18 protein-coding genes, 1 tRNA gene and 1 pseudogene are annotated in these 16,439 nt (G+C 58.0%); 6 read left to right on the top strand and 14 right to left on the bottom strand.

Going from position 1 to position 16,439, the window contains the following annotated elements; genetic code table 11:
• Window positions 1–64: 64 nt before the first annotated feature.
• Both ACK83U_RS07325 and ACK83U_RS07320 read right to left on the bottom strand, forming a co-directional pair.
• Window positions 65–2,074: an acetyl/propionyl/methylcrotonyl-CoA carboxylase subunit alpha gene (locus ACK83U_RS07325; protein ID WP_112602712.1), complete on the bottom strand. Its 2,010-nt coding sequence runs from the start codon at window positions 2,072–2,074 to the stop codon at window positions 65–67.
• An 81-nt stretch (window positions 2,075–2,155) separates the two neighbouring features.
• Window positions 2,156–3,091 carry a DMT family transporter gene (locus tag ACK83U_RS07320; RefSeq protein ID WP_112602710.1) on the bottom strand — a complete coding sequence of 312 codons (936 nt, stop codon included), beginning with the start codon at window positions 3,089–3,091 and terminating at the stop codon, window positions 2,156–2,158.
• A 218-nt stretch (window positions 3,092–3,309) separates the two neighbouring features.
• Between ACK83U_RS07320 and ACK83U_RS07315 the strand changes: the two genes are divergently transcribed.
• On the top strand, window positions 3,310–3,732 hold the full coding sequence (locus ACK83U_RS07315) for a helix-turn-helix domain-containing protein (RefSeq protein ID WP_112339000.1): 423 nt from the start codon (window positions 3,310–3,312) through the stop codon (window positions 3,730–3,732).
• Window positions 3,733–3,770: 38 nt separating this feature from the next.
• Here the strand turns inward: ACK83U_RS07315 and ACK83U_RS07310 are convergent, their stop codons facing one another.
• From ACK83U_RS07310 to ACK83U_RS07300, 3 genes are all read right to left on the bottom strand, one after another.
• The gene (locus tag ACK83U_RS07310) at window positions 3,771–3,965 is read right to left on the bottom strand and encodes a hypothetical protein (RefSeq protein WP_112602708.1); all 195 of its coding nucleotides are present in this window, start codon (window positions 3,963–3,965) and stop codon (window positions 3,771–3,773) included.
• An 80-nt stretch (window positions 3,966–4,045) separates the two neighbouring features.
• A complete protein-coding gene (locus ACK83U_RS07305) occupies window positions 4,046–4,261 on the bottom strand; it encodes a hypothetical protein (RefSeq protein ID WP_015339986.1) in 216 nt (71 codons plus the stop codon).
• Window positions 4,262–4,549: 288 nt separating this feature from the next.
• Window positions 4,550–4,634, bottom strand: a tRNA-Leu gene (locus ACK83U_RS07300).
• Between the two features lie 237 nt (window positions 4,635–4,871).
• Here ACK83U_RS07300 and lipB point away from each other — a divergent pair.
• Window positions 4,872–5,594: a lipoyl(octanoyl) transferase LipB gene (gene lipB, locus ACK83U_RS07295; RefSeq protein WP_112602706.1), complete on the top strand. Its 723-nt coding sequence runs from the start codon at window positions 4,872–4,874 to the stop codon at window positions 5,592–5,594.
• A 96-nt stretch (window positions 5,595–5,690) separates the two neighbouring features.
• Here the strand turns inward: lipB and ACK83U_RS07290 are convergent, their stop codons facing one another.
• Entirely contained in the window at window positions 5,691–5,858 is a 168-nt protein-coding gene (locus ACK83U_RS07290) for a hypothetical protein (RefSeq protein ID WP_162707980.1), read from the bottom strand.
• A 584-nt stretch (window positions 5,859–6,442) separates the two neighbouring features.
• On the opposite strand from ACK83U_RS07290, the gene ACK83U_RS07285 reads away from it, so the two are divergent.
• Entirely contained in the window at window positions 6,443–6,979 is a 537-nt protein-coding gene (locus ACK83U_RS07285) for a hypothetical protein (RefSeq protein WP_112602704.1), read from the top strand.
• A gap of 60 nt (window positions 6,980–7,039) precedes the next feature.
• Here ACK83U_RS07285 and ACK83U_RS07280 read toward each other — a convergent pair whose 3' ends face one another.
• A complete protein-coding gene (locus ACK83U_RS07280; protein WP_112602702.1) occupies window positions 7,040–7,534 on the bottom strand; it encodes a peptide deformylase in 495 nt (164 codons plus the stop codon).
• 305 nt (window positions 7,535–7,839) lie between these two features.
• Between ACK83U_RS07280 and ACK83U_RS07275 the strand changes: the two genes are divergently transcribed.
• On the top strand, window positions 7,840–8,229 hold the full coding sequence (locus ACK83U_RS07275) for a MerR family transcriptional regulator (protein ID WP_069612249.1): 390 nt from the start codon (window positions 7,840–7,842) through the stop codon (window positions 8,227–8,229).
• A gap of 23 nt (window positions 8,230–8,252) precedes the next feature.
• On the opposite strand, the gene ACK83U_RS07270 is transcribed toward ACK83U_RS07275, so the two are convergent.
• The 3 genes from ACK83U_RS07270 to ACK83U_RS07260 all read right to left on the bottom strand — a co-directional run bounded on the left by ACK83U_RS07270 (window position 8,253) and on the right by ACK83U_RS07260 (window position 10,483).
• Window positions 8,253–8,726, bottom strand: coding sequence for a methyltransferase family protein (locus tag ACK83U_RS07270; protein ID WP_112602700.1), 474 nt, complete (start codon window positions 8,724–8,726; stop codon window positions 8,253–8,255).
• Window positions 8,727–8,738: 12 nt separating this feature from the next.
• The gene (locus ACK83U_RS07265) at window positions 8,739–9,728 is read right to left on the bottom strand and encodes a DUF1624 domain-containing protein (RefSeq protein WP_112602698.1); all 990 of its coding nucleotides are present in this window, start codon (window positions 9,726–9,728) and stop codon (window positions 8,739–8,741) included.
• 62 nt (window positions 9,729–9,790) lie between these two features.
• A complete protein-coding gene (locus ACK83U_RS07260) occupies window positions 9,791–10,483 on the bottom strand; it encodes a DUF599 domain-containing protein (RefSeq protein WP_112411798.1) in 693 nt (230 codons plus the stop codon).
• 198 nt (window positions 10,484–10,681) lie between these two features.
• Between ACK83U_RS07260 and ACK83U_RS07255 the strand changes: the two genes are divergently transcribed.
• On the top strand, window positions 10,682–12,091 hold the full coding sequence (locus ACK83U_RS07255) for an L-serine ammonia-lyase (RefSeq protein ID WP_112338992.1): 1,410 nt from the start codon (window positions 10,682–10,684) through the stop codon (window positions 12,089–12,091).
• A 58-nt stretch (window positions 12,092–12,149) separates the two neighbouring features.
• Window positions 12,150–12,584 (top strand): DUF1489 family protein, encoded by a 435-nt coding sequence (locus ACK83U_RS07250; protein WP_112602696.1) that lies wholly within the window; start codon window positions 12,150–12,152, stop codon window positions 12,582–12,584.
• Here ACK83U_RS07250 and ACK83U_RS07245 read toward each other — a convergent pair.
• The 4 genes and pseudogenes from ACK83U_RS07245 to ACK83U_RS07230 form a co-directional block, all read right to left on the bottom strand.
• Window positions 12,581–12,856 (bottom strand): hypothetical protein, encoded by a 276-nt coding sequence (locus ACK83U_RS07245; protein WP_112338990.1) that lies wholly within the window; start codon window positions 12,854–12,856, stop codon window positions 12,581–12,583. The two genes, ACK83U_RS07250 and ACK83U_RS07245, sit on opposite strands and share 4 nt — an antisense overlap.
• 125 nt (window positions 12,857–12,981) lie before the next feature.
• Window positions 12,982–14,487, bottom strand: coding sequence for a D-alanyl-D-alanine carboxypeptidase (locus ACK83U_RS07240; protein WP_112602694.1), 1,506 nt, complete (start codon window positions 14,485–14,487; stop codon window positions 12,982–12,984).
• A gap of 117 nt (window positions 14,488–14,604) precedes the next feature.
• Window positions 14,605–15,372, bottom strand: a complete 768-nt coding sequence (locus tag ACK83U_RS07235) for a hypothetical protein (protein WP_412474814.1) — start codon at window positions 15,370–15,372, stop codon at window positions 14,605–14,607.
• 324 nt (window positions 15,373–15,696) lie between these two features.
• Window positions 15,697–16,301, bottom strand: a pseudogene (locus ACK83U_RS07230) (transglutaminase-like cysteine peptidase).
• Window positions 16,302–16,439 lie beyond the last annotated feature (138 nt).

Below are 16,439 nucleotides of genomic sequence, written 5' to 3'. Positions count from 1 at the left end.
ATGTTTTAGCCGAGCAATCGCCGCGCAGCTTTTTCCACATGGCTGCGATGGCGAAGCTTCTCGATCAGGTGAATTCCATGATCACGGCGTCGACGGCGAGGCTTTCGCCCGGCTTGGCGTTGATCTTGCCGATGACCAGATCGCGCTCGGCTCGCAGGACATTTTCCATCTTCATCGCCTCAACAATGGCCAGCGTTTCGCCTGCCTTGACTTCCTGTCCCTCGGCGACGGCAATAGCGACGACCAAGCCCGGCATGGGGCAGAGCAGGAGCTTCGACGTATCCGGCGGCAACTTGACCGGCATCAGCTTGTCGAGTTCAGCCTGACGCGGTGTAAACACCCTGGTCCGGACGGAAATACCCTGCCAATCGATGCGCAGACCATTGAGCACGGTGCGGATCTGGGCTGTCAGCTTGCGGTCGCCAACGGTGCCGGCCCATACGGAATCGCCGGGACGCCAGTCGGTTGCGACGGTTACCGTTTGGCTGCCGATCCGCATGTCCATCTCGAAGGGAATGGTCGCCACGCCTTCAAGCAACGTCACAGGCAGATAGTCGGCACCAAGCTTGACAACCCAGCTCTCCCGCAGCGGCGCGGCGGCTGGACGCAAGCGGTCGGCATAGCGCTCGCGGCGGTTGGATTCGATCAGGCTGCAGGAAAGGGCGATTGCCGACAGCAAAGCGGTTTGGTCTTCGTCCGGCGTCACCGGCGCGAAGCCATCAGGATATTCCTCGGCAATGAAGCCCGTGGAGAGGCGGCCTTCGCGCCAGCGCGGATGCTTCATCAGAGCCGAGAGGAACGGCATATTGTGCTCGATGCCATCGACCACAAAACCATCCAGGGCTTCGCCCATCGCTTCGATTGCTTCCAATCTTGTCGGAGCCCAGGTGCAGAGCTTGGCGATCATCGGATCGTAATACATAGAGATTTCGGCGCCTTCGAAGACGCCGGTATCGTTGCGCACGACCGATGTCTCCGTTCTGCCTTCGCGCGGCGGACGATAGCGCGTCAGGCGGCCGATCGAGGGCAGGAAGTTGCGATAGGGATCTTCCGCATAAAGGCGGCTTTCGATGGCCCAGCCGTTGAGCCCGATATCCGCCTGCTTGAACGGCAGTTTCTCGCCGGCGGCGACGCGGATCATCTGTTCGACAAGATCGATGCCGGTCACCAGCTCCGTGACCGGATGTTCGACCTGCAGGCGGGTGTTCATTTCGAGGAAATAGAAATTCCGGTCGCGATCGACGATGAATTCGACCGTGCCGGCGCTTTGATAATCGACGGCTTTGGCGAGCGCCACGGACTGCTCGCCCATGGCCTTGCGCGTTGCCTCATCAAGGAACGGCGAGGGTGCCTCTTCGACGACCTTCTGGTTCCGGCGCTGGATGGAGCATTCGCGCTCGCCGAGATAGACCACATTTCCGTGAGCGTCGGCCAATACCTGGATTTCAATATGTCGGGGGTCGACGACGAATTTCTCGATGAAGACGCGGTCGTCGCCGAAAGAGCTTTTCGCTTCCGAGCGGGCGCGTTCAAAGCCGTCGCGAACCTCGTCCTTGCTCCAGGCGATACGCATGCCCTTGCCGCCGCCGCCGGCGGACGCCTTGATCATGACAGGATAGCCGATCTCAGCGGCGATTCTTTCGGCATGATCGGCATCATCGATGATGCCGAGATGGCCCGGAACGGTGGAAACCTTGGCCGCATTGGCGAATTTCTTCGATTCGATCTTGTCGCCCATGGCTTCAATCGCCTTCGGCTTCGGGCCGATGAAGACGATGCCTTCCTTCTCCAGTGCCGCACAGAAGGAGGCGCGCTCTGAGAGGAAGCCGTAGCCTGGATGGACTGCTTCCGCGCCGGTCTGCTTGCACGCAGCGATGATCTTGTCGGCGACAAGATAGCTTTCGGCAGCGGGAGCGGGGCCGATATGGACTGATTCATCCGCCATTTCGACATGAAGAGCATCCCGATCAGCATCGGAATAGACGGCGACCGTGAGAATGCCCATGCGGCGCGCAGTCTTGATCACGCGGCAGGCAATCTCGCCGCGATTGGCGATCAGGATTTTCTTGAACATGCAATCTCCGCCCAAATACCCTATTCAGTCAGTGTTTTAGCCATAAATTGCTTGCCTGGTCCATGCGCAACATGTCCGCGCTTACGTCGTTTTTTCCAAACTCGACTGCATACGCTCCCGCCAGATGATGAAGAGGCCGGAGCCGACGATAATAGCAATGCCGATCCACTTGGAAAGATTAGGAAAATCGCCGAAGATCGCGTAGCCGAGAACGGTAGCGGAAATGATCTCGAAATACTGGAATGGAGCAAGCAGCGACAGTGGCGCCAGCCGGAAGGCTCTGACGACGAGCATATGGGCGTAGCCTGAAATCGAACCGAGAATCAGCAGAAGCACCAGTCCGAGCACCGAGGCGGGCAGGGACGGCTCGAAATCCGTAATGCCGGCTGACGAGCCGGCAAGCAGAGCCAAGGCCATGAATATGGTGCCGCCGAGACCCGCCATGATCTGCATCGTCAACGGCGAATCCGCCTCACCGACGGCACGGTTCATGAAGAGATAGAGCGCATAAAGGAAGGCGCATGCGACCGGCAGCAGCGCCTTCAGTCCGAAGATCGCGAAACTCGGCTGAATGACGATCATTGCGCCGCCGAAGCCGATAACGATTGCCAGCCATCGCCGCCAACCGACCCTATCGCCAAGGAACAAGGCGGAAAGTGCCGTCAGCATAAAGGGTTCGACGAAATAGATCGCGAAGACATCGGCAAGTGGCATGTATTTGACCGCGGCGAAAAAGAGTAGGCTCGCGGCGCCATGCAGTGCGCCGCGTAAAAGGTTCAACCATGGGCGCTTCGCCGAAAAGGCTGACCGCCCGGCTGCGGTCGCAAGAAGCGGCAGCATGCACACAAGCTGAAAGAAGAAGCGATAGAATGTCACCTGGCCCGGCGACATGCCTTCAAAACTCGCCATGTACTTGGCGATCGCATCCATCGTCGGCAGCAGGATCATGGCGCTTGCCATGATCGTCATGCCTCTAAGCGGATTTTGCTGCGTGGAAACGGGGGAAGAGACGAGCATGCGTCAACTTCAAACATAGGACAAACATGCAATCAAGACGCGCTTGAAAGTAGGTTGCAAGATGCGGTGGCAGCCATCCGCAAATGCCGTACTTTTCCAAATGGGACAGATCTCCCTGGCGAGATGACGCCCTTAGACCTATCTGGAGCTTTGGAACCGGCTAAAACATGACTGCGCGGCGAAAAATTGCCGGCGCGACCAGGAAAGGGATCGCACCGATGTTCAAACCAGAACAAGAGACGACCGTTTTTTCGGATGAAGGCGGCGATACGCTTGGCGGACGCCTGTCCATGGCTCGCGATGCCGCGGGAATCAGCCTCGAAACGCTGGCCGGACAGCTTGGCGTCAGCGAGGAGACGATGCTCGCGTGGGAATCCGATCGCGCCGAACCCAACCCCTCCGCGCTGGCCAAGATGTCAGCTCTTTTCGATGTTTCACCGGCATGGTTGATGACCGGATCGGGTGACGGACCCGGAGAGGACAGCGATGAGCGCGCCCTGGAAGCCGTCAAGAACGAGCTATCGCGGCTACGCACCGCCTATCAGGAGGTCGGTCGGCTGATAGAGACGACAACAAAGCAGCTCGAACGTCTCGACCATCAGATCAGGCTGCGCAATCTGAGCAAGGATGTGGCGCATTGAGCGCGGCTTCCCTCGACGTGGCGCGGGCCTAAGTACTTTTAGCTTAATCGGGCAATCGTATCGTCGAGGGTGTCGATCGCGAGCTGCTCGCGGGCGATCATGTCGTCAAGATCGATGATCTCTCCAATCTGTTTCGCGTCAATGCCCTGCGTCTTCATCGCCAGCAGTTCGTTGCGATGGGCGATCTTTTCGCCTCTGATTTTGATAAGCTTCAAGCGAAAATCATCATTCATTTCCAATCCCTCCGTTTGGAATGAAGTGTCGCCATTTCCGGACTGCCATCGTTCCCCAGCTCGTCTCGTCTGCTTCAATCTCAGTCGTGTCCACGGCCGCGATAGGTGGTAGGAACGCCGGCTTTCTCGTGGCATTGGGCTAGGGTTTCCAGCCATTCCGCCAACCCTTCCGGGACTTTGGCATTTCCAGCTTCCAGCGCCTCCACCCATGACAGGTCACATTGCAGAGCGCTCGCCAGATTGATGGGCGTCCAGCGTATATGCAAAAGGCATTCTGAAAAGCGCTCTGGTGTCATGCATCTTCCCCCTGTCTGAAGAGTTTCACGGTGCCAGAGAGGGGCGCGAAGTCAAGTGACCAGGGAAATACGACGGCTGTTCCGGCCCATCAGGGTAGGCGAACTACCTCTCGGCATTTCGCGAGTAACTTGTGTGGGAAACGGGGCAGCATCGCAATATTCCCGACGCTTTGGTCGCTTCGCGTGTCGTCAGCGAGCGGACGATGGCGTGCGAGATAATGTGGTACTGAAGAAAGCGTTAGCTACGCATTGTTTTAAAAACAAAAAACCCGGCCAAAGCCGGGTTCTTGGTGCGGTCGAGAAGACTCGAACTTCCACGGGTTGCCCCACAGCGACCTCAACGCTGCGCGTCTACCAATTCCGCCACGACCGCATCGTGGTAGGCCGGATTGCTCCGGCGCGGCTGCATGTAGCAAAAGCATTCGGGGGGCACAAGAGCGATATGTCAGTTTTTTTAAATTCCTTCACAGCTCCTCCGATCTGACATGTGCGAATGCTGCCGAAACGCCTTACATGTTTGAATTCCCGCTCGAATGGCGCCATATGTGGACAACCCGTCGGCGCGCAGGATTTCCACACATGCGGCCTGCGACGCGCAAAGGACTGCCATATGCTTCGCACCGAACTTTCTCACCAGATGTTTCCCGCTCAAGGTACGCCGCCCGTCCGCTGGCGGATCAGTGACGGTCTCGTGCCTTATGAGGAGGCGGTTGCCACCATGGAGGCGGAGGTAGCCGCGATTGCCGAAGGGCAGGCGCCGGAACTCGTCTGGCTGGTCGAACATCCTCCGCTCTATACGGCGGGCACTAGCGCTGATGCCGCCGATCTGATCGAACCGGATCGATTCCCGGTCTTTGCGACAGGACGCGGGGGCGAGTATACATATCACGGGCCAGGGCAGCGTGTCGCCTATGTCATGCTGGACCTCAAGCGTCGCCGGCAGGATATCCGCGCCTTTGTCGGCGCGCTCGAAGAGGTCATCATTCGCACGCTCGATTCGATGAACGTGCGCGGCGAGCGGCGAGAGGATCGAGTTGGCGTTTGGGTCAGGCGCCCGGAGAAGCCCGCTCTGGCTGACGGCACCGTGGCTGAGGACAAGATTGCGGCGCTCGGCATCCGCGTGCGCAAATGGGTAACGTTTCACGGCCTTTCGCTGAACGTCGACCCCGATCTCGGGCATTTCACCGGCATCATTCCTTGCGGAATTTCGGCCTATGGCGTTACCAGCCTTGTCGATCTCGGCTTGCCGGTCATGATGGCGGATGTCGATATCCGCCTGCGTGAGGCGTTCGAACAGGTCTTCGGCGAAACTGTCAATGACGCGCGAAGGTGATCGGCGATCGTCCGAAGACGATGCCGGATGTTGCGATGAATTTTAGTGCTAAGCAGGACGGATCAAACGACCTGTCCGATTTGATGGCCAAAACTGCTATAGCTCGCAGGAGCGCTCTTCGGCGCCCTCTACCATCGGTACTTCCGACTCATTCGGAATGAACCGTTTCGATCTTTCCAAAAGATCGATCCTGTCTTCTGCCTTGAGAAGATCATGCAGTTTCTGATCGCTTAGGATGTTGTCGCCAGTATCATGCGAGGTCATGCGGGTAACTCCTTGACCTCTGCAGGCGAGAGTAATCATCTCTCTCAGCCGCTAGCGCCTACGGGTTCGGTAGCCAACGGTGATATAAGCCTATACTCATTTGAATGCTGTGGCGAGTCTTTTGGCGCGTTATCTCTCGATGGCCTTATCTGCCAGAAAAACGTCTGAAAGAAAAATGCCCTGGAAGGGAGAGCATCCAGGGCATAGAGAGGGGAACTGCATGACGGGAACTAGGGCGAGGTGCCTACACTTCAAGACCGAAGCTCACGATAGGTTGTATTTGGTCTGCGATCGCCCTTGCCGAAGCGTATAGCTGGCCGCGAATGACGGAAGTAAAATTGCAATGTGAATCGGCACCATCGATTCTTCCATCTCCGGCTGAACTCAACACAGCGATGAACCGCCGTCCAGGATTGCTGCTCCAGTCAAGTCACTCTTTTCGATAGCTATTTTTGTACAGTTTGCGTTCATGTTCGTCCGCATATGGTGTCTTCCGTCGCCCCCAGATCGCGTGTCGATTGACAATCGATGGGGACGATACGATTAATAGTTTCGACATTCGTCATAGAGCGGAGGAAATGCCAATGACAAGTCGTGCCATTCTGTTGATGTCTTTTGCGTCTCTCACAGTTGTAGGCTCGATGGGCCTCGCTTCTTCGGCTTCTGCGCTAACCATGAAAGAGTGCAGCGCCAAATATCAGGCTGCCAAAACTGCTGGTACCTTGAACGGCCAGAAGTGGAATGACTTCCGCACAACGCAGTGCAGCGCGGACGCCAGCGCCACCACGACCACCGCTCCCGCAACCACTGCACCAGCGGCTACGACGCCTGCCAAGCCGGCGAAGACCACTGCGGCAGCCAAGGTCGACGCCAGCGAGCCCGACGCTACCAAGCCGCCGGCAGCAGAACCGGCAAAGCCGACCACGGCTGCCCCGGCCGGCGTAACCTTCCCCGCAAAGGTCGACCCGAAATATGCTACCGAGACGCCCGGCAAGGGCCGCTTCCACACCTGCGTCGACGCCTATAACGCCGCCAAGGCCAGCAATTCGCTCGGCGGCCTGAAGTGGATCCAGAAGGGCGGCGGCTATTACAGCCTCTGCAATACCAAGCTCAAGGGCTGATTGCGGATCCAACCTCTTGCAGAACGGGCGCCTTTGGGCGCCCGTTTCTGTTTGCTTATATCAATCCCGCATCTTCTCCCATTTTTTCACCAATCGGTCGCGCTTAAGCTTGGAAAGCCGCTGCAGCCAGAAAATGCCGTCAAGCTGGTCAATCTCGTGCTGAACGCAGATGGCCAGAAAGTCATGCGCCTCGGCTTCATGGGTTTCGCCGGCGATATCCAGATAGCGAAAGCGGATCGATTTCGGTCTGACGATCTCCTCCGTCGCTCCGGGCATGGAAACGCTACCCTCCGTATGCCGTGTGGTCTCTGCCGACGACCACAGAATTTCCGGATTGATATAGATGCGCACGCCATCCTCGCGGCTGAGTTCGATCACGACGACCCGCTTGAGAACGCCGATATGCGGGCCGGTGATGCCGACGCCAGGCGCGGCCCGCATGGTGTCCAACAGATCATCGACAAGCATCCGCAGATTGTCGTCGAAGGCCGTGACGGCCGTGGAGGGGCTTCGCAATAGCGGATTGGGAAAGCGGATGATGGGGCGGACAGACACGGCACTCTCTAGCGGAACTGGAGGACATGGGTAGGAGGCCTGCCAGGATAAGGGGAAGATGATAGCAATGCCACCGCCTTGGTGGCCGCGCTTCCCATCGCATTGATTCGTGCATTCGAATCACTGAGGCGTCTGCTGTCTCTATGACCGTTCCCATCGAATTTACGGGAAATTTCGCCCTCTCAGGCCCTGTGGGCCTATGATTTAGCGCTGCACTGGCGGGTTGAGAACTGACTGCAACCCATCAAAATTGACTATTACGTAAAAGTCAATATTATGATGGCCAGCAGATTAGGGGCGGATTCTTGGTCGACGGATACTATAGCATAACGGAGCTCACTCGGGAATTCGGGGTTTCGACCCGGACGTTGAGGTTCTATGAGGACGAGGGCCTTATTCATCCTGAGCGCAGGGGCCGAACGCGCCTATTTCGCCCAGCCGACCGGCGTCTGATCATGGAGATTCTGCGCGGCCGCCGCATCGGTTTCACTATCGCCGAGATTCGCGAGATCATTCAGGTCTACAAGGAGCCTCCGGGCGAGATCGGCCAGCTGAAGCTGCTGATGAAACGCGTCGACGAAAAGCGCGACGAGCTGCGTCAGAAGCGTAAGGATATCGATGACACGCTGAGCGAACTCGACAATGTCGAGGAAGCCTGCCTCGGGCGCCTGGCCGAAATTGGCGTTGGGACCTGATCCGCTATTAAGCGCTCAGCTTTTCAAAACCAGCGGCGCGTCCGTTTGCAATAAAACTCGAATTCGCAGCCGAATCGCGAGAGGAGATGCATCTCCTCGCAGCGGATGACGAGTAAGGTCGTCAAGGCGGCCGCCGCTGCTGCCATGACCAGGAACCAGAGATTGCCGATCAGAAGGCCGAAGCTTGCGGTCAGCAAGGTATAGCCGAGATAGGTTGGGTTGCGGGTGAAACGAAAGGGGCCGGTGGTCACCAAATGCGCTGTGCAGCGCTGGGTAAGAACGGTTGTGCGGCGTTCCAGCAGCGTCTTGACGGCCCAGACATTCAATGTAACCGCGATGGCGGTCAGGAGCGCGCCAACCACCCATGCAACCAGCGCCCAGATGAAGGGCAAAGGCAAGGGATACCATCGCTGCAGGGACAGCGCCGCTATGACGGCGAGGCTATAGAGCAGCGGCGGCCACGGAAAACTCAGCGACTTCGAACGATAGGCATTCATAGAATAACCCTGTCATTGCGCTTCATCCGTGCATTGTATCGCGATTCGGCTTACGCGTTCATCGCTATCTGCTTTGATCGCCCCTGATTCCAGCGATTTGAAGAGGTTCTGAGCCTGCAACTTGTCGAGCGTGCATTGGCAGAAGCTGCGGCACATGGCTTCGCTGCCCGATCGCGTGCATGAAGCCACGCATTGCCTGATATAGCCGACCGTCGGGTCCTGCGGTGGCGCAGGAGCGACAAGTGACAGGAGATAGACAAGGCCGAACAGCACCGGCTGGTGCACCAGATAGAAGATCAGGCTGTGACGGCCTGCACGCGCAACGAGATTGCGGCCAGGCCCGAATTTTGCCAGATGCTTCAGCCAGCCGAGAGAGAGTGCCAATTGCGCGATGCCGAGGCCGAACAGAAATGGTGTCAGCCACGGGAAGAGCGGCACATAGTCATTCGAGCGCTGAATATTTTCCGAAAGCCCGACCCACCATAGCCACGGCGTGTCGAAGAACGTCGAATGCAGCGACAGCGGCGCGACGACGTTGTCGATCACGATGCCGACGGTGAGCAATGCCGCGACCAAAAGCGTCAAGAATGCGGGCAGGCGCAGGAACAGGAGGCCGATAAGGCTCGCCGCCGCAATGCTGTGGAGGATGCCGAAGAAGATCCATTCGTCTTGCATACCAATGAAGGTGACGAGTGAGATTGCGGCAGCTGCAGCGACAATCATGCCCAGCCGTCGCCAGTAGGACCGCCAGCGAATTTCCGGCGTATTGGCAAGCACGAGACTGAAGCCAGCCAGGAACAGGAAGGTACTGGCAATGGCGCGGGCATAGAGCTTCAGCCAGCCGGTTTCCGCCGTACCAGAATCAAGATAGCCGAAGAATTCGAAATCCCAGGTGCCATGATAGCTCGCCATGGCGAGCAGGGCAGCACCGCGTGCCGTATCCAGAATGCCGATGCGAGGCGTCTTTTGCGCAACGTCGGCGCTCGCGGCGATGGCGGCCATTACGGAAGTCCTTCCAGGCATGAATTCAAGTCTTTGCAGCGGCATGGGCCGACGCGGCCTTGTCATGGCATATCGCTATCCATGATGGCCAGACGGGCGTCGGAAAAAAACTGACGGCGGATCAGCACCACGATGATGAAAATCGTCGTCGCCATGAAGACATAGGGGCTCAGAAACCAGCCGAGATAACCGATGGACAGGAAGATTGCCCTGAGGCCGGCATTGAAATTGCGCGCGGCAATGACGTTCATGCGCACCACGCGCTCGGCGGCTCTTTCCGCGGCCAACGGATCAAGGATGGCATCTTCGCGCATCGGCAGGGAGCCGAAGAGAATGGTGCAATAGTTGAACAGGCGATAGGCCCAGCCGAATTTGAAAAAGGCATAGCCGAAAAGGCAGCCAAGCCCGGCTACCTTGATTTCAAAGGCTGCCCGACCGCCATTGAGTATGAACGGCATATCCGAAAAGAAGGCGTTGATCTTGTCGGTGGCGCCGAGAAGCGCAAAACAGCTGCCGATCGCGAAGATTGATGTGGAGGCAAAGAAGCCGGTGCCGTTCTGCAGGCCGGAGAGGATCTGCGTGTCGATCATCTTCAGATCGCGGCGCAGCGAGTTGTATATCCATTCGCGGCGACGCTCGTTCATCGCCAGCGTCAGACTGGTGCGATTGAAGAAGCTGGCGCTGCTGGTGATCCAGTTCAGCGCGACCCAGAGAAAGATGAAAAGGGCGAGGGCGACATAGTCGGCAGTCGTCATAAAGGCAGGTTCTCCAGATCAATCCCATGTAGACTGTAGCTCAGCGCGAGCCGCGCGCAATGGCCTTCTGTTTGCTTCCCCGAATGCCTATATGTAATGTCGCTGCCATGAAATCCGATGTCGGCCAATCGCCGTGCAAGCTTGCCGCGATAGCGTAGCCTTGCCGGAAATCGATTTGCCTGGAGGCACCAAAGGTCCATGTTTCTCTCAGTTTTTGATGTGTTCAAGATCGGTGTGGGACCGTCCAGCTCGCACACGATGGGACCAATGTCGGCGGCGAATCGCTTCCTGGACCTCTTGCTGTCGAATGAGTGGCCGCGACCGTCTTCGAATGTGCATGTTGAGTCGATCAAGGTCAGCCTGCATGGTTCGCTGGCGCATACGGGTATCGGCCACGGCACGGGCAGGGCTGTCATCCTCGGTCTAATGGGCGAAAAGCCCGACAGCGTCGATCCCGACCATATGGATGCCATTATCGACGAAGTGGAGCGCAGCGGACGCATCACGCCGCCAGGTCATCCGACCTATCAATTCCAGCCCAAGACCGATCTGATCTTCGACAAGAAGGTGCCGCTGCCTGGCCATGCCAACGGCATGAGTTTTTCTGCTTTCGACAGGGATGATCGCCTGCTGCTGAAGCGCATCTATTATTCCGTCGGCGGCGGTTTCGTCGTCACCGATACGGAATTGGAGCAGATGAAGGCCGATCGGAAGAAGCCGGCTGCAGCCGGCGAACGCGTTCCTTTCCCCTTTGCCACCGCCAAGCAGATGCTTGAAATGTCCGAGCGCTCCGGCCTTTCGATCGCGCAGATGAAGCGCGCCAATGAAGAAACGCGCATGAGCGCCGAAGAGCTGGACGCCGGGCTTGATCGTATCTGGGCGGCCATGAGCAGTTGTATCGATCGCGGCCTCAAGGTGGACGGCATCATGCCGGGCGGCCTGAAGGTCCGCCGGCGTGCCCGCGCCATTCACGACAAGCTGCAGCAGGAATGGCGCAGCAACCGGATCAATCCGCTACTCGCCAATGACTGGCTGAGCGTCTACGCCATGGCGGTCAACGAAGAGAATGCGGCCGGTGGACGTGTGGTGACGGCGCCGACCAATGGTGCGGCCGGCGTCATTCCTGCTACGATCCGCTACTATCAGCACTTCCACGAGGATTGGGATCAGGACGGCATTCGCAACTATCTTCTGACGGCTGCCGCCGTCGGCGGCATCATCAAGCATAATGCCTCGATTTCCGGCGCCGAAGTCGGCTGTCAGGGCGAGGTCGGTTCGGCGGCTGCGATGGCGGCGGCCGGGCTTGCGGCCGTGATGGGTGCGACGCCGGAACAGATCGAAAATGCCGCAGAAATCGCGCTGGAACATCATCTTGGCATGACCTGCGATCCGGTCGCCGGACTGGTGCAAGTGCCGTGCATCGAACGAAACGCTCTTGGCGCGGTCAAGGCAGTCACTGCTGCCTCGCTCGCCATCAAGGGCGACGGCCAGCATTTCGTGCCGCTCGATGCCTGCATCGAAACTATGCGTCAGACGGGTCACGACATGAGCGAGAAATATAAGGAAACCTCCACCGGCGGTCTGGCGGTCAACGTCGTGGAATGCTGAGTGTGGACGCCTGATCTAAAAGCTTGACGCTGCCGGTCAAAAGGACTTCAACGGCACCATGGCTTTGCATCTCATCAAATTGTGCGTCGGCGCGGATTCGCTTGATGATCTGCGCGAATGGGTCTCCGAGCGGGCGATGAGCGCCATCGCTGCCGGACTAGAGCCTCACACGACCCATACGACGCGCATGGTGCCGAAGCGGATCGAGGAACTGCTGGACGGCGGTTCGCTTTATTGGGTGATCAAGGGGCAGGTGCAGGCGCGGCAAAAATTGCTCGGCATCGAGACCTTCACCGACGCTGATGGTATTCAGCGTTGCCGGCTTATTCTCGACCCGAGCGTTGTCGAGACGACAGGGCAGCCGAAGCGTCCGTTTCAGGGCTGGCGGTATCTGCCGCAGGACGACGTGCCGCGCGATCTCGATAGTCTCGGCGCGGCAGCCGAATTGCCCGCCGATCTGCGCCGGGAACTTTCCGAACTTGGTTTGCTCTAACGCAGCCGCATCATGATCGGCGTACGGCCGGTCGGCGCAGTGATATGCAGATGAATATGAGCCTCAGGCTGCGAGTAGCGCCAGGCGCGCGCACCGTGGCAAAGCAGGATGCCGATCAGGTCTTTCGTCTTGTTGCGCGAGCGCGAACGGCTGAGACCAAGGTCCGCCAGTCGCATCGCCGCTTCATGCAGCGGATGAAGAGCAAAGCTCTTCTGTTTCATCTTGCCCCCGCTATCGAGCGAGAAACCGGGAAAGTTCTCGTTCATTGCCATTTCAAAACCCCGTACACGTTACAAACTCAGGGCCGGCCCGCTTGACGTTCGGAACCGGAAGATCAGAGCCATAGAAGGCCCAACCAATTTTCAAATCATGCGGCGCGAAAACACCCGCCACATGCTTATTCCATACTCGCCCAGCACTTGACGCCGGCACGCTTGAGCGCCTTGCAGGCATTCACTGCTTCGCTCTGATCTTCAAAGCCGCCGAAGCGGGCGCGGTAACCGCCGTCAAAGGCGACCGCATAGGGCTTGGCCGAACGCAATGCCTTGCCGGCTTTGTTCTTCGCCGTATCAAGGAGGTCGGTCGCGCCATCCTTACTGGAGGAAACGCCAATCTGAACGATCCAGCCGGTAGGCCCGCGTTCAGCTTTGGTTGTCTTTGCAACCTTCTCGGTCTTTTCGGTGCGCTGCAGTTTTACCAGCTTCGTATCGCTTCTGGAGGTCGATGCCGTCGTTACGGTATCGATTTCATCCTCATCCGCATCGTCCGAAGATCCGGCGGCAGCTGTTTCGTCATAGGCGGGCCGCTTCACGGGCTCGGGCTTTGCCGAAAGCAGTGGATTGGAGAAGGAAGATTGTGGCGTTACCGCTGCGAAGGCTGCCGCGCTGGAAGGACTGGAATCGGCGACTTCGGTCGCCCCGTTATTCTTGATCTTTGCGCGGCTGATATCTGCCATGCGTGCGCTGGCTGCCTGCACGTTGGGGGATGCGGCTGGCGCCTGCGCGATCACATTGGAATCAATATGCTTTGTCGATGCTTTTGGCAGATAGTCAGCGATCAGCTTGCGCATCTGATTGTCGCGAGCCGGCGTCGAAGCGCCGCCAAGGACCACACCGACTATGGAACGACCGTCGACTTTGACAGAGGTCGCCAGATTATAGCCGGCGGCACGCGTGTAACCGGTCTTGATGCCATCAACACCGCGCACGGAGCCGACCAGGCGATTGTGGCCGAGGATCGTGCGATTGCCGAGCCGGAAGCTCGTCTCGGAGAAGAAGCCGTAATATTCCGGAAAATGTTCGCGCAAAGCGATACCGAGGCGAGCCTGATCACGAGCCGTCGTCATCTGCGCTGTGTTCGGTAGGCCGTTTGGGTTACGATAGGTCGTGCGCGTCATGCCAAGCGCTCGCGCCTTATCGTTCATCATCCGGGCAAAACCTTCCTCCGAGCCGCCGAGCATCTCGCCAAGCGCCATCGCGGCGTCGTTGGCGGACTTCGTGACGATACCGAGGATAGCCTCGCGCACGGTCACGGAGCGACCGGGGCCGATACCGAGCTTGGTCGGCGCCTGAGCGGCGGCATTCTTTGAAAATACGACGGGAGTATCCAGGGTGATGCGTCCGGCCTCAAGCGCTTCGAAGGTCAGGTAGACCGTCATCATCTTGGTCAGCGAGGCAGGATAGTGGAGCGTGTCGGCATTTTCGCTATAGAGAACATTGCCTGTATTGGCGTCGATGACGATACCGGCATATTTCGGACCGGCCGCGCTTGCGTCAACGACAGTCACAGTGATCGTCGCCGTTGCGATCGAAAAACCAAGAAGCGCTCTCGCCAGAATTTTACCGGTTTGAGACGACGAAACGGGTAGAATGGATCTGGACACTAAATCACTCTCTGCTTGCATTTACATTCTCGATTATCCGGCCGCCGCCTCCATGAACGGCCGGCCCGCTCGACAGTAGAGGCTTAGCGTTACCAATCGGTTTATGATGAACAGTTGGTTTCAGGTTTTTGCGCCATTTTAGCGGCCATCAACAGCCATTGCCGCGGGCGCGGCATCATCCTCAAGGCGCGTCTTGACGAAGTCCTGGACGGCCGCATCCATCGTGCGCCAATCCCCGAGCTGATTGCTGGAAAAGCGGTAGAGAACACTCAGATCCTTGCCAACCTTGACATCCCTCTGGCAATCACCGCTGGTTGCCAAGGCTGGCGAGGAGGGCAGGAGGCAGCGCACGACATAGTCGGTTTCACCGGATCGCGAAGCGGTTAAAAGGATTTCGCCATTGTAGCCGGCATCGGCGCGAAGCCGATGCGCTGTCAGGCCAAAGGGACCGGCATAGGAAGCGCCGTCCATCAATTGCGAATAGATCGGACCAAGCCGGCCGGACATATCACGAGACATCGTGCTCTGGCTGATCTGGAGAAAGATCAGCGAGGATGCTTGCGAGATATCGTCGAAGCGCAACCGGTCGGCTTCACTATAGCCCTGCATCTGCGGCCAGGTCAGATAGAGATCGACGCGCTCGACCGGGCCATTGAGGCGCTCGCTCGGAAAGCGGATGGTGTTCGCGGCGAGGCGTATCGTGTCATCGCCGATCGTGATGGAGATAGGTTTGGTATCGGTCGTCTGACCCGCGAGCGAAATTTTCTCGCCGAGCCAGTTTCCACCGACGGATATGGCTACAGTCAGCGCAGCCAGGACGGCAACACCTGCCATGAGCCGATAGACAAAGCCGCTCGATATTAGCGGGCTTTCTTCGACCATTGTGGCGGATGACAGAGGAGCCATGTTCTTGCCTTCATCTCCCTGCGCCCGCCATCTTCGATGACGAGTACCGAGGGCGTCCTAGTTTCGAGTCTCATTGAAGATATGATTGGCGCGGCGATGGTTAATTGACGGTTAAATATAGGTCGCAACCCGTGCTAACGGGACAGTTAATTCGCCGGAGTCTTTAGTGCTTATCTCGCGAGCCGCCGCGAAATGAAAAGAGCCGTTCCCGGGGACAGCGGGAACGGCTCGGAGGCACCGGCCTGGACAGAAATCAGGGGACGAGACCGGGCCTCTGACTTTACCGCCGACGCTAGGCCGTCGGCGATCTGGTATGAAGGGGGCTTATTTCAAGCTGCCGACCGCAACAGCGCGACCGTCCTGGATCTTGACCCAGCGAGCCGGATGATCTGCGGATTGGCGCTTCAGGAAGGTGTATTCGGTCTCCGACCAGAGCTTCACCTTGTTGCGCATGTTATCGAGAATGAAGTCGCCACGATCCGTGCGGACGGTCAGAACGGCATGGCCTTCGCCGTTCGGCTGCAGCACGACGGTCATGAGCAGATCGGAAGGCGAGACGCCGGCATCGATGAGTTGCTTGCGCTTCAACAGCGCGAAATCCTCGCAGTCGCCGGCGGTGGTCGGGATCGCCCACTTCTCTCAACACCGTAAAGTTCCATATCCGTCATCGGCTTGATGGTCGTATTGACCGTATAGTTGACCTTCAGGATCGTCTTCCAGCTATCCTCATTGAGGATCATCGGCCCTGCATCGCCACCGGAATAAGCGCATTCACGCGGGTTTTCCTTGCAGAATTCGTAATGACCGATCGGGGGAGCAGCGTCGCCTGTTATCGTCATGTTGGCGGGTGCTGCCTGAGCAGCACCGAACAAGCCAAGAGTGGAAAGCGCCAGAGCGGCAAGGCCGCGAAGTGCGATTTGAAAGTTCATGTCCCTGTCCCTGTTTTATTGGGATCAGAATGACACGCGTGATTTTATCTGACGCAAAATTGCACAGTCAAATTAATGGCTTAGTTAAATAAAATCTGGCGAAAATTCTCATAAAATACGCAGAAAACTTGATTCAAG

Source organism: Rhizobium sp. WW22 (assembly GCF_047041135.1).
Taxonomy (GTDB): Bacteria; Pseudomonadota; Alphaproteobacteria; order Rhizobiales; family Rhizobiaceae; genus Rhizobium.
The sequence above is the reverse complement of the archived record's forward strand: the minus strand, read 5'-3'. Positions and strand labels throughout refer to the sequence as shown.

Excerpts from the sequence above, each read along its gene's own strand:
- ACK83U_RS07325 (WP_112602712.1), bottom strand. The coding sequence starts at position 2,074 with ATGTTCAAGAAAATCCTGATCGCCAATCGCGGCGAGATTGCCTGCCGC.
- ACK83U_RS07320 (WP_112602710.1), bottom strand. The coding sequence starts at position 3,091 with ATGCTCGTCTCTTCCCCCGTTTCCACGCAGCAAAATCCGCTTAGAGGC.
- ACK83U_RS07315 (WP_112339000.1), top strand. The coding sequence starts at position 3,310 with ATGTTCAAACCAGAACAAGAGACGACCGTTTTTTCGGATGAAGGCGGC.
- ACK83U_RS07310 (WP_112602708.1), bottom strand. The coding sequence starts at position 3,965 with ATGAATGATGATTTTCGCTTGAAGCTTATCAAAATCAGAGGCGAAAAG.
- ACK83U_RS07305 (WP_015339986.1), bottom strand. The coding sequence starts at position 4,261 with ATGACACCAGAGCGCTTTTCAGAATGCCTTTTGCATATACGCTGGACG.
- lipB (WP_112602706.1), top strand. The coding sequence starts at position 4,872 with ATGCTTCGCACCGAACTTTCTCACCAGATGTTTCCCGCTCAAGGTACG.
- ACK83U_RS07290 (WP_162707980.1), bottom strand. The coding sequence starts at position 5,858 with ATGACCTCGCATGATACTGGCGACAACATCCTAAGCGATCAGAAACTG.
- ACK83U_RS07285 (WP_112602704.1), top strand. The coding sequence starts at position 6,443 with ATGACAAGTCGTGCCATTCTGTTGATGTCTTTTGCGTCTCTCACAGTT.
- ACK83U_RS07270 (WP_112602700.1), bottom strand. The coding sequence starts at position 8,726 with ATGAATGCCTATCGTTCGAAGTCGCTGAGTTTTCCGTGGCCGCCGCTG.
- ACK83U_RS07265 (WP_112602698.1), bottom strand. The coding sequence starts at position 9,728 with ATGGCCGCCATCGCCGCGAGCGCCGACGTTGCGCAAAAGACGCCTCGC.
- ACK83U_RS07260 (WP_112411798.1), bottom strand. The coding sequence starts at position 10,483 with ATGACGACTGCCGACTATGTCGCCCTCGCCCTTTTCATCTTTCTCTGG.
- ACK83U_RS07255 (WP_112338992.1), top strand. The coding sequence starts at position 10,682 with ATGTTTCTCTCAGTTTTTGATGTGTTCAAGATCGGTGTGGGACCGTCC.
- ACK83U_RS07250 (WP_112602696.1), top strand. The coding sequence starts at position 12,150 with ATGGCTTTGCATCTCATCAAATTGTGCGTCGGCGCGGATTCGCTTGAT.
- ACK83U_RS07245 (WP_112338990.1), bottom strand. The coding sequence starts at position 12,856 with ATGGCAATGAACGAGAACTTTCCCGGTTTCTCGCTCGATAGCGGGGGC.
- ACK83U_RS07240 (WP_112602694.1), bottom strand. The coding sequence starts at position 14,487 with ATGCAAGCAGAGAGTGATTTAGTGTCCAGATCCATTCTACCCGTTTCG.
- ACK83U_RS07235 (WP_412474814.1), bottom strand. The coding sequence starts at position 15,372 with ATGGCTCCTCTGTCATCCGCCACAATGGTCGAAGAAAGCCCGCTAATA.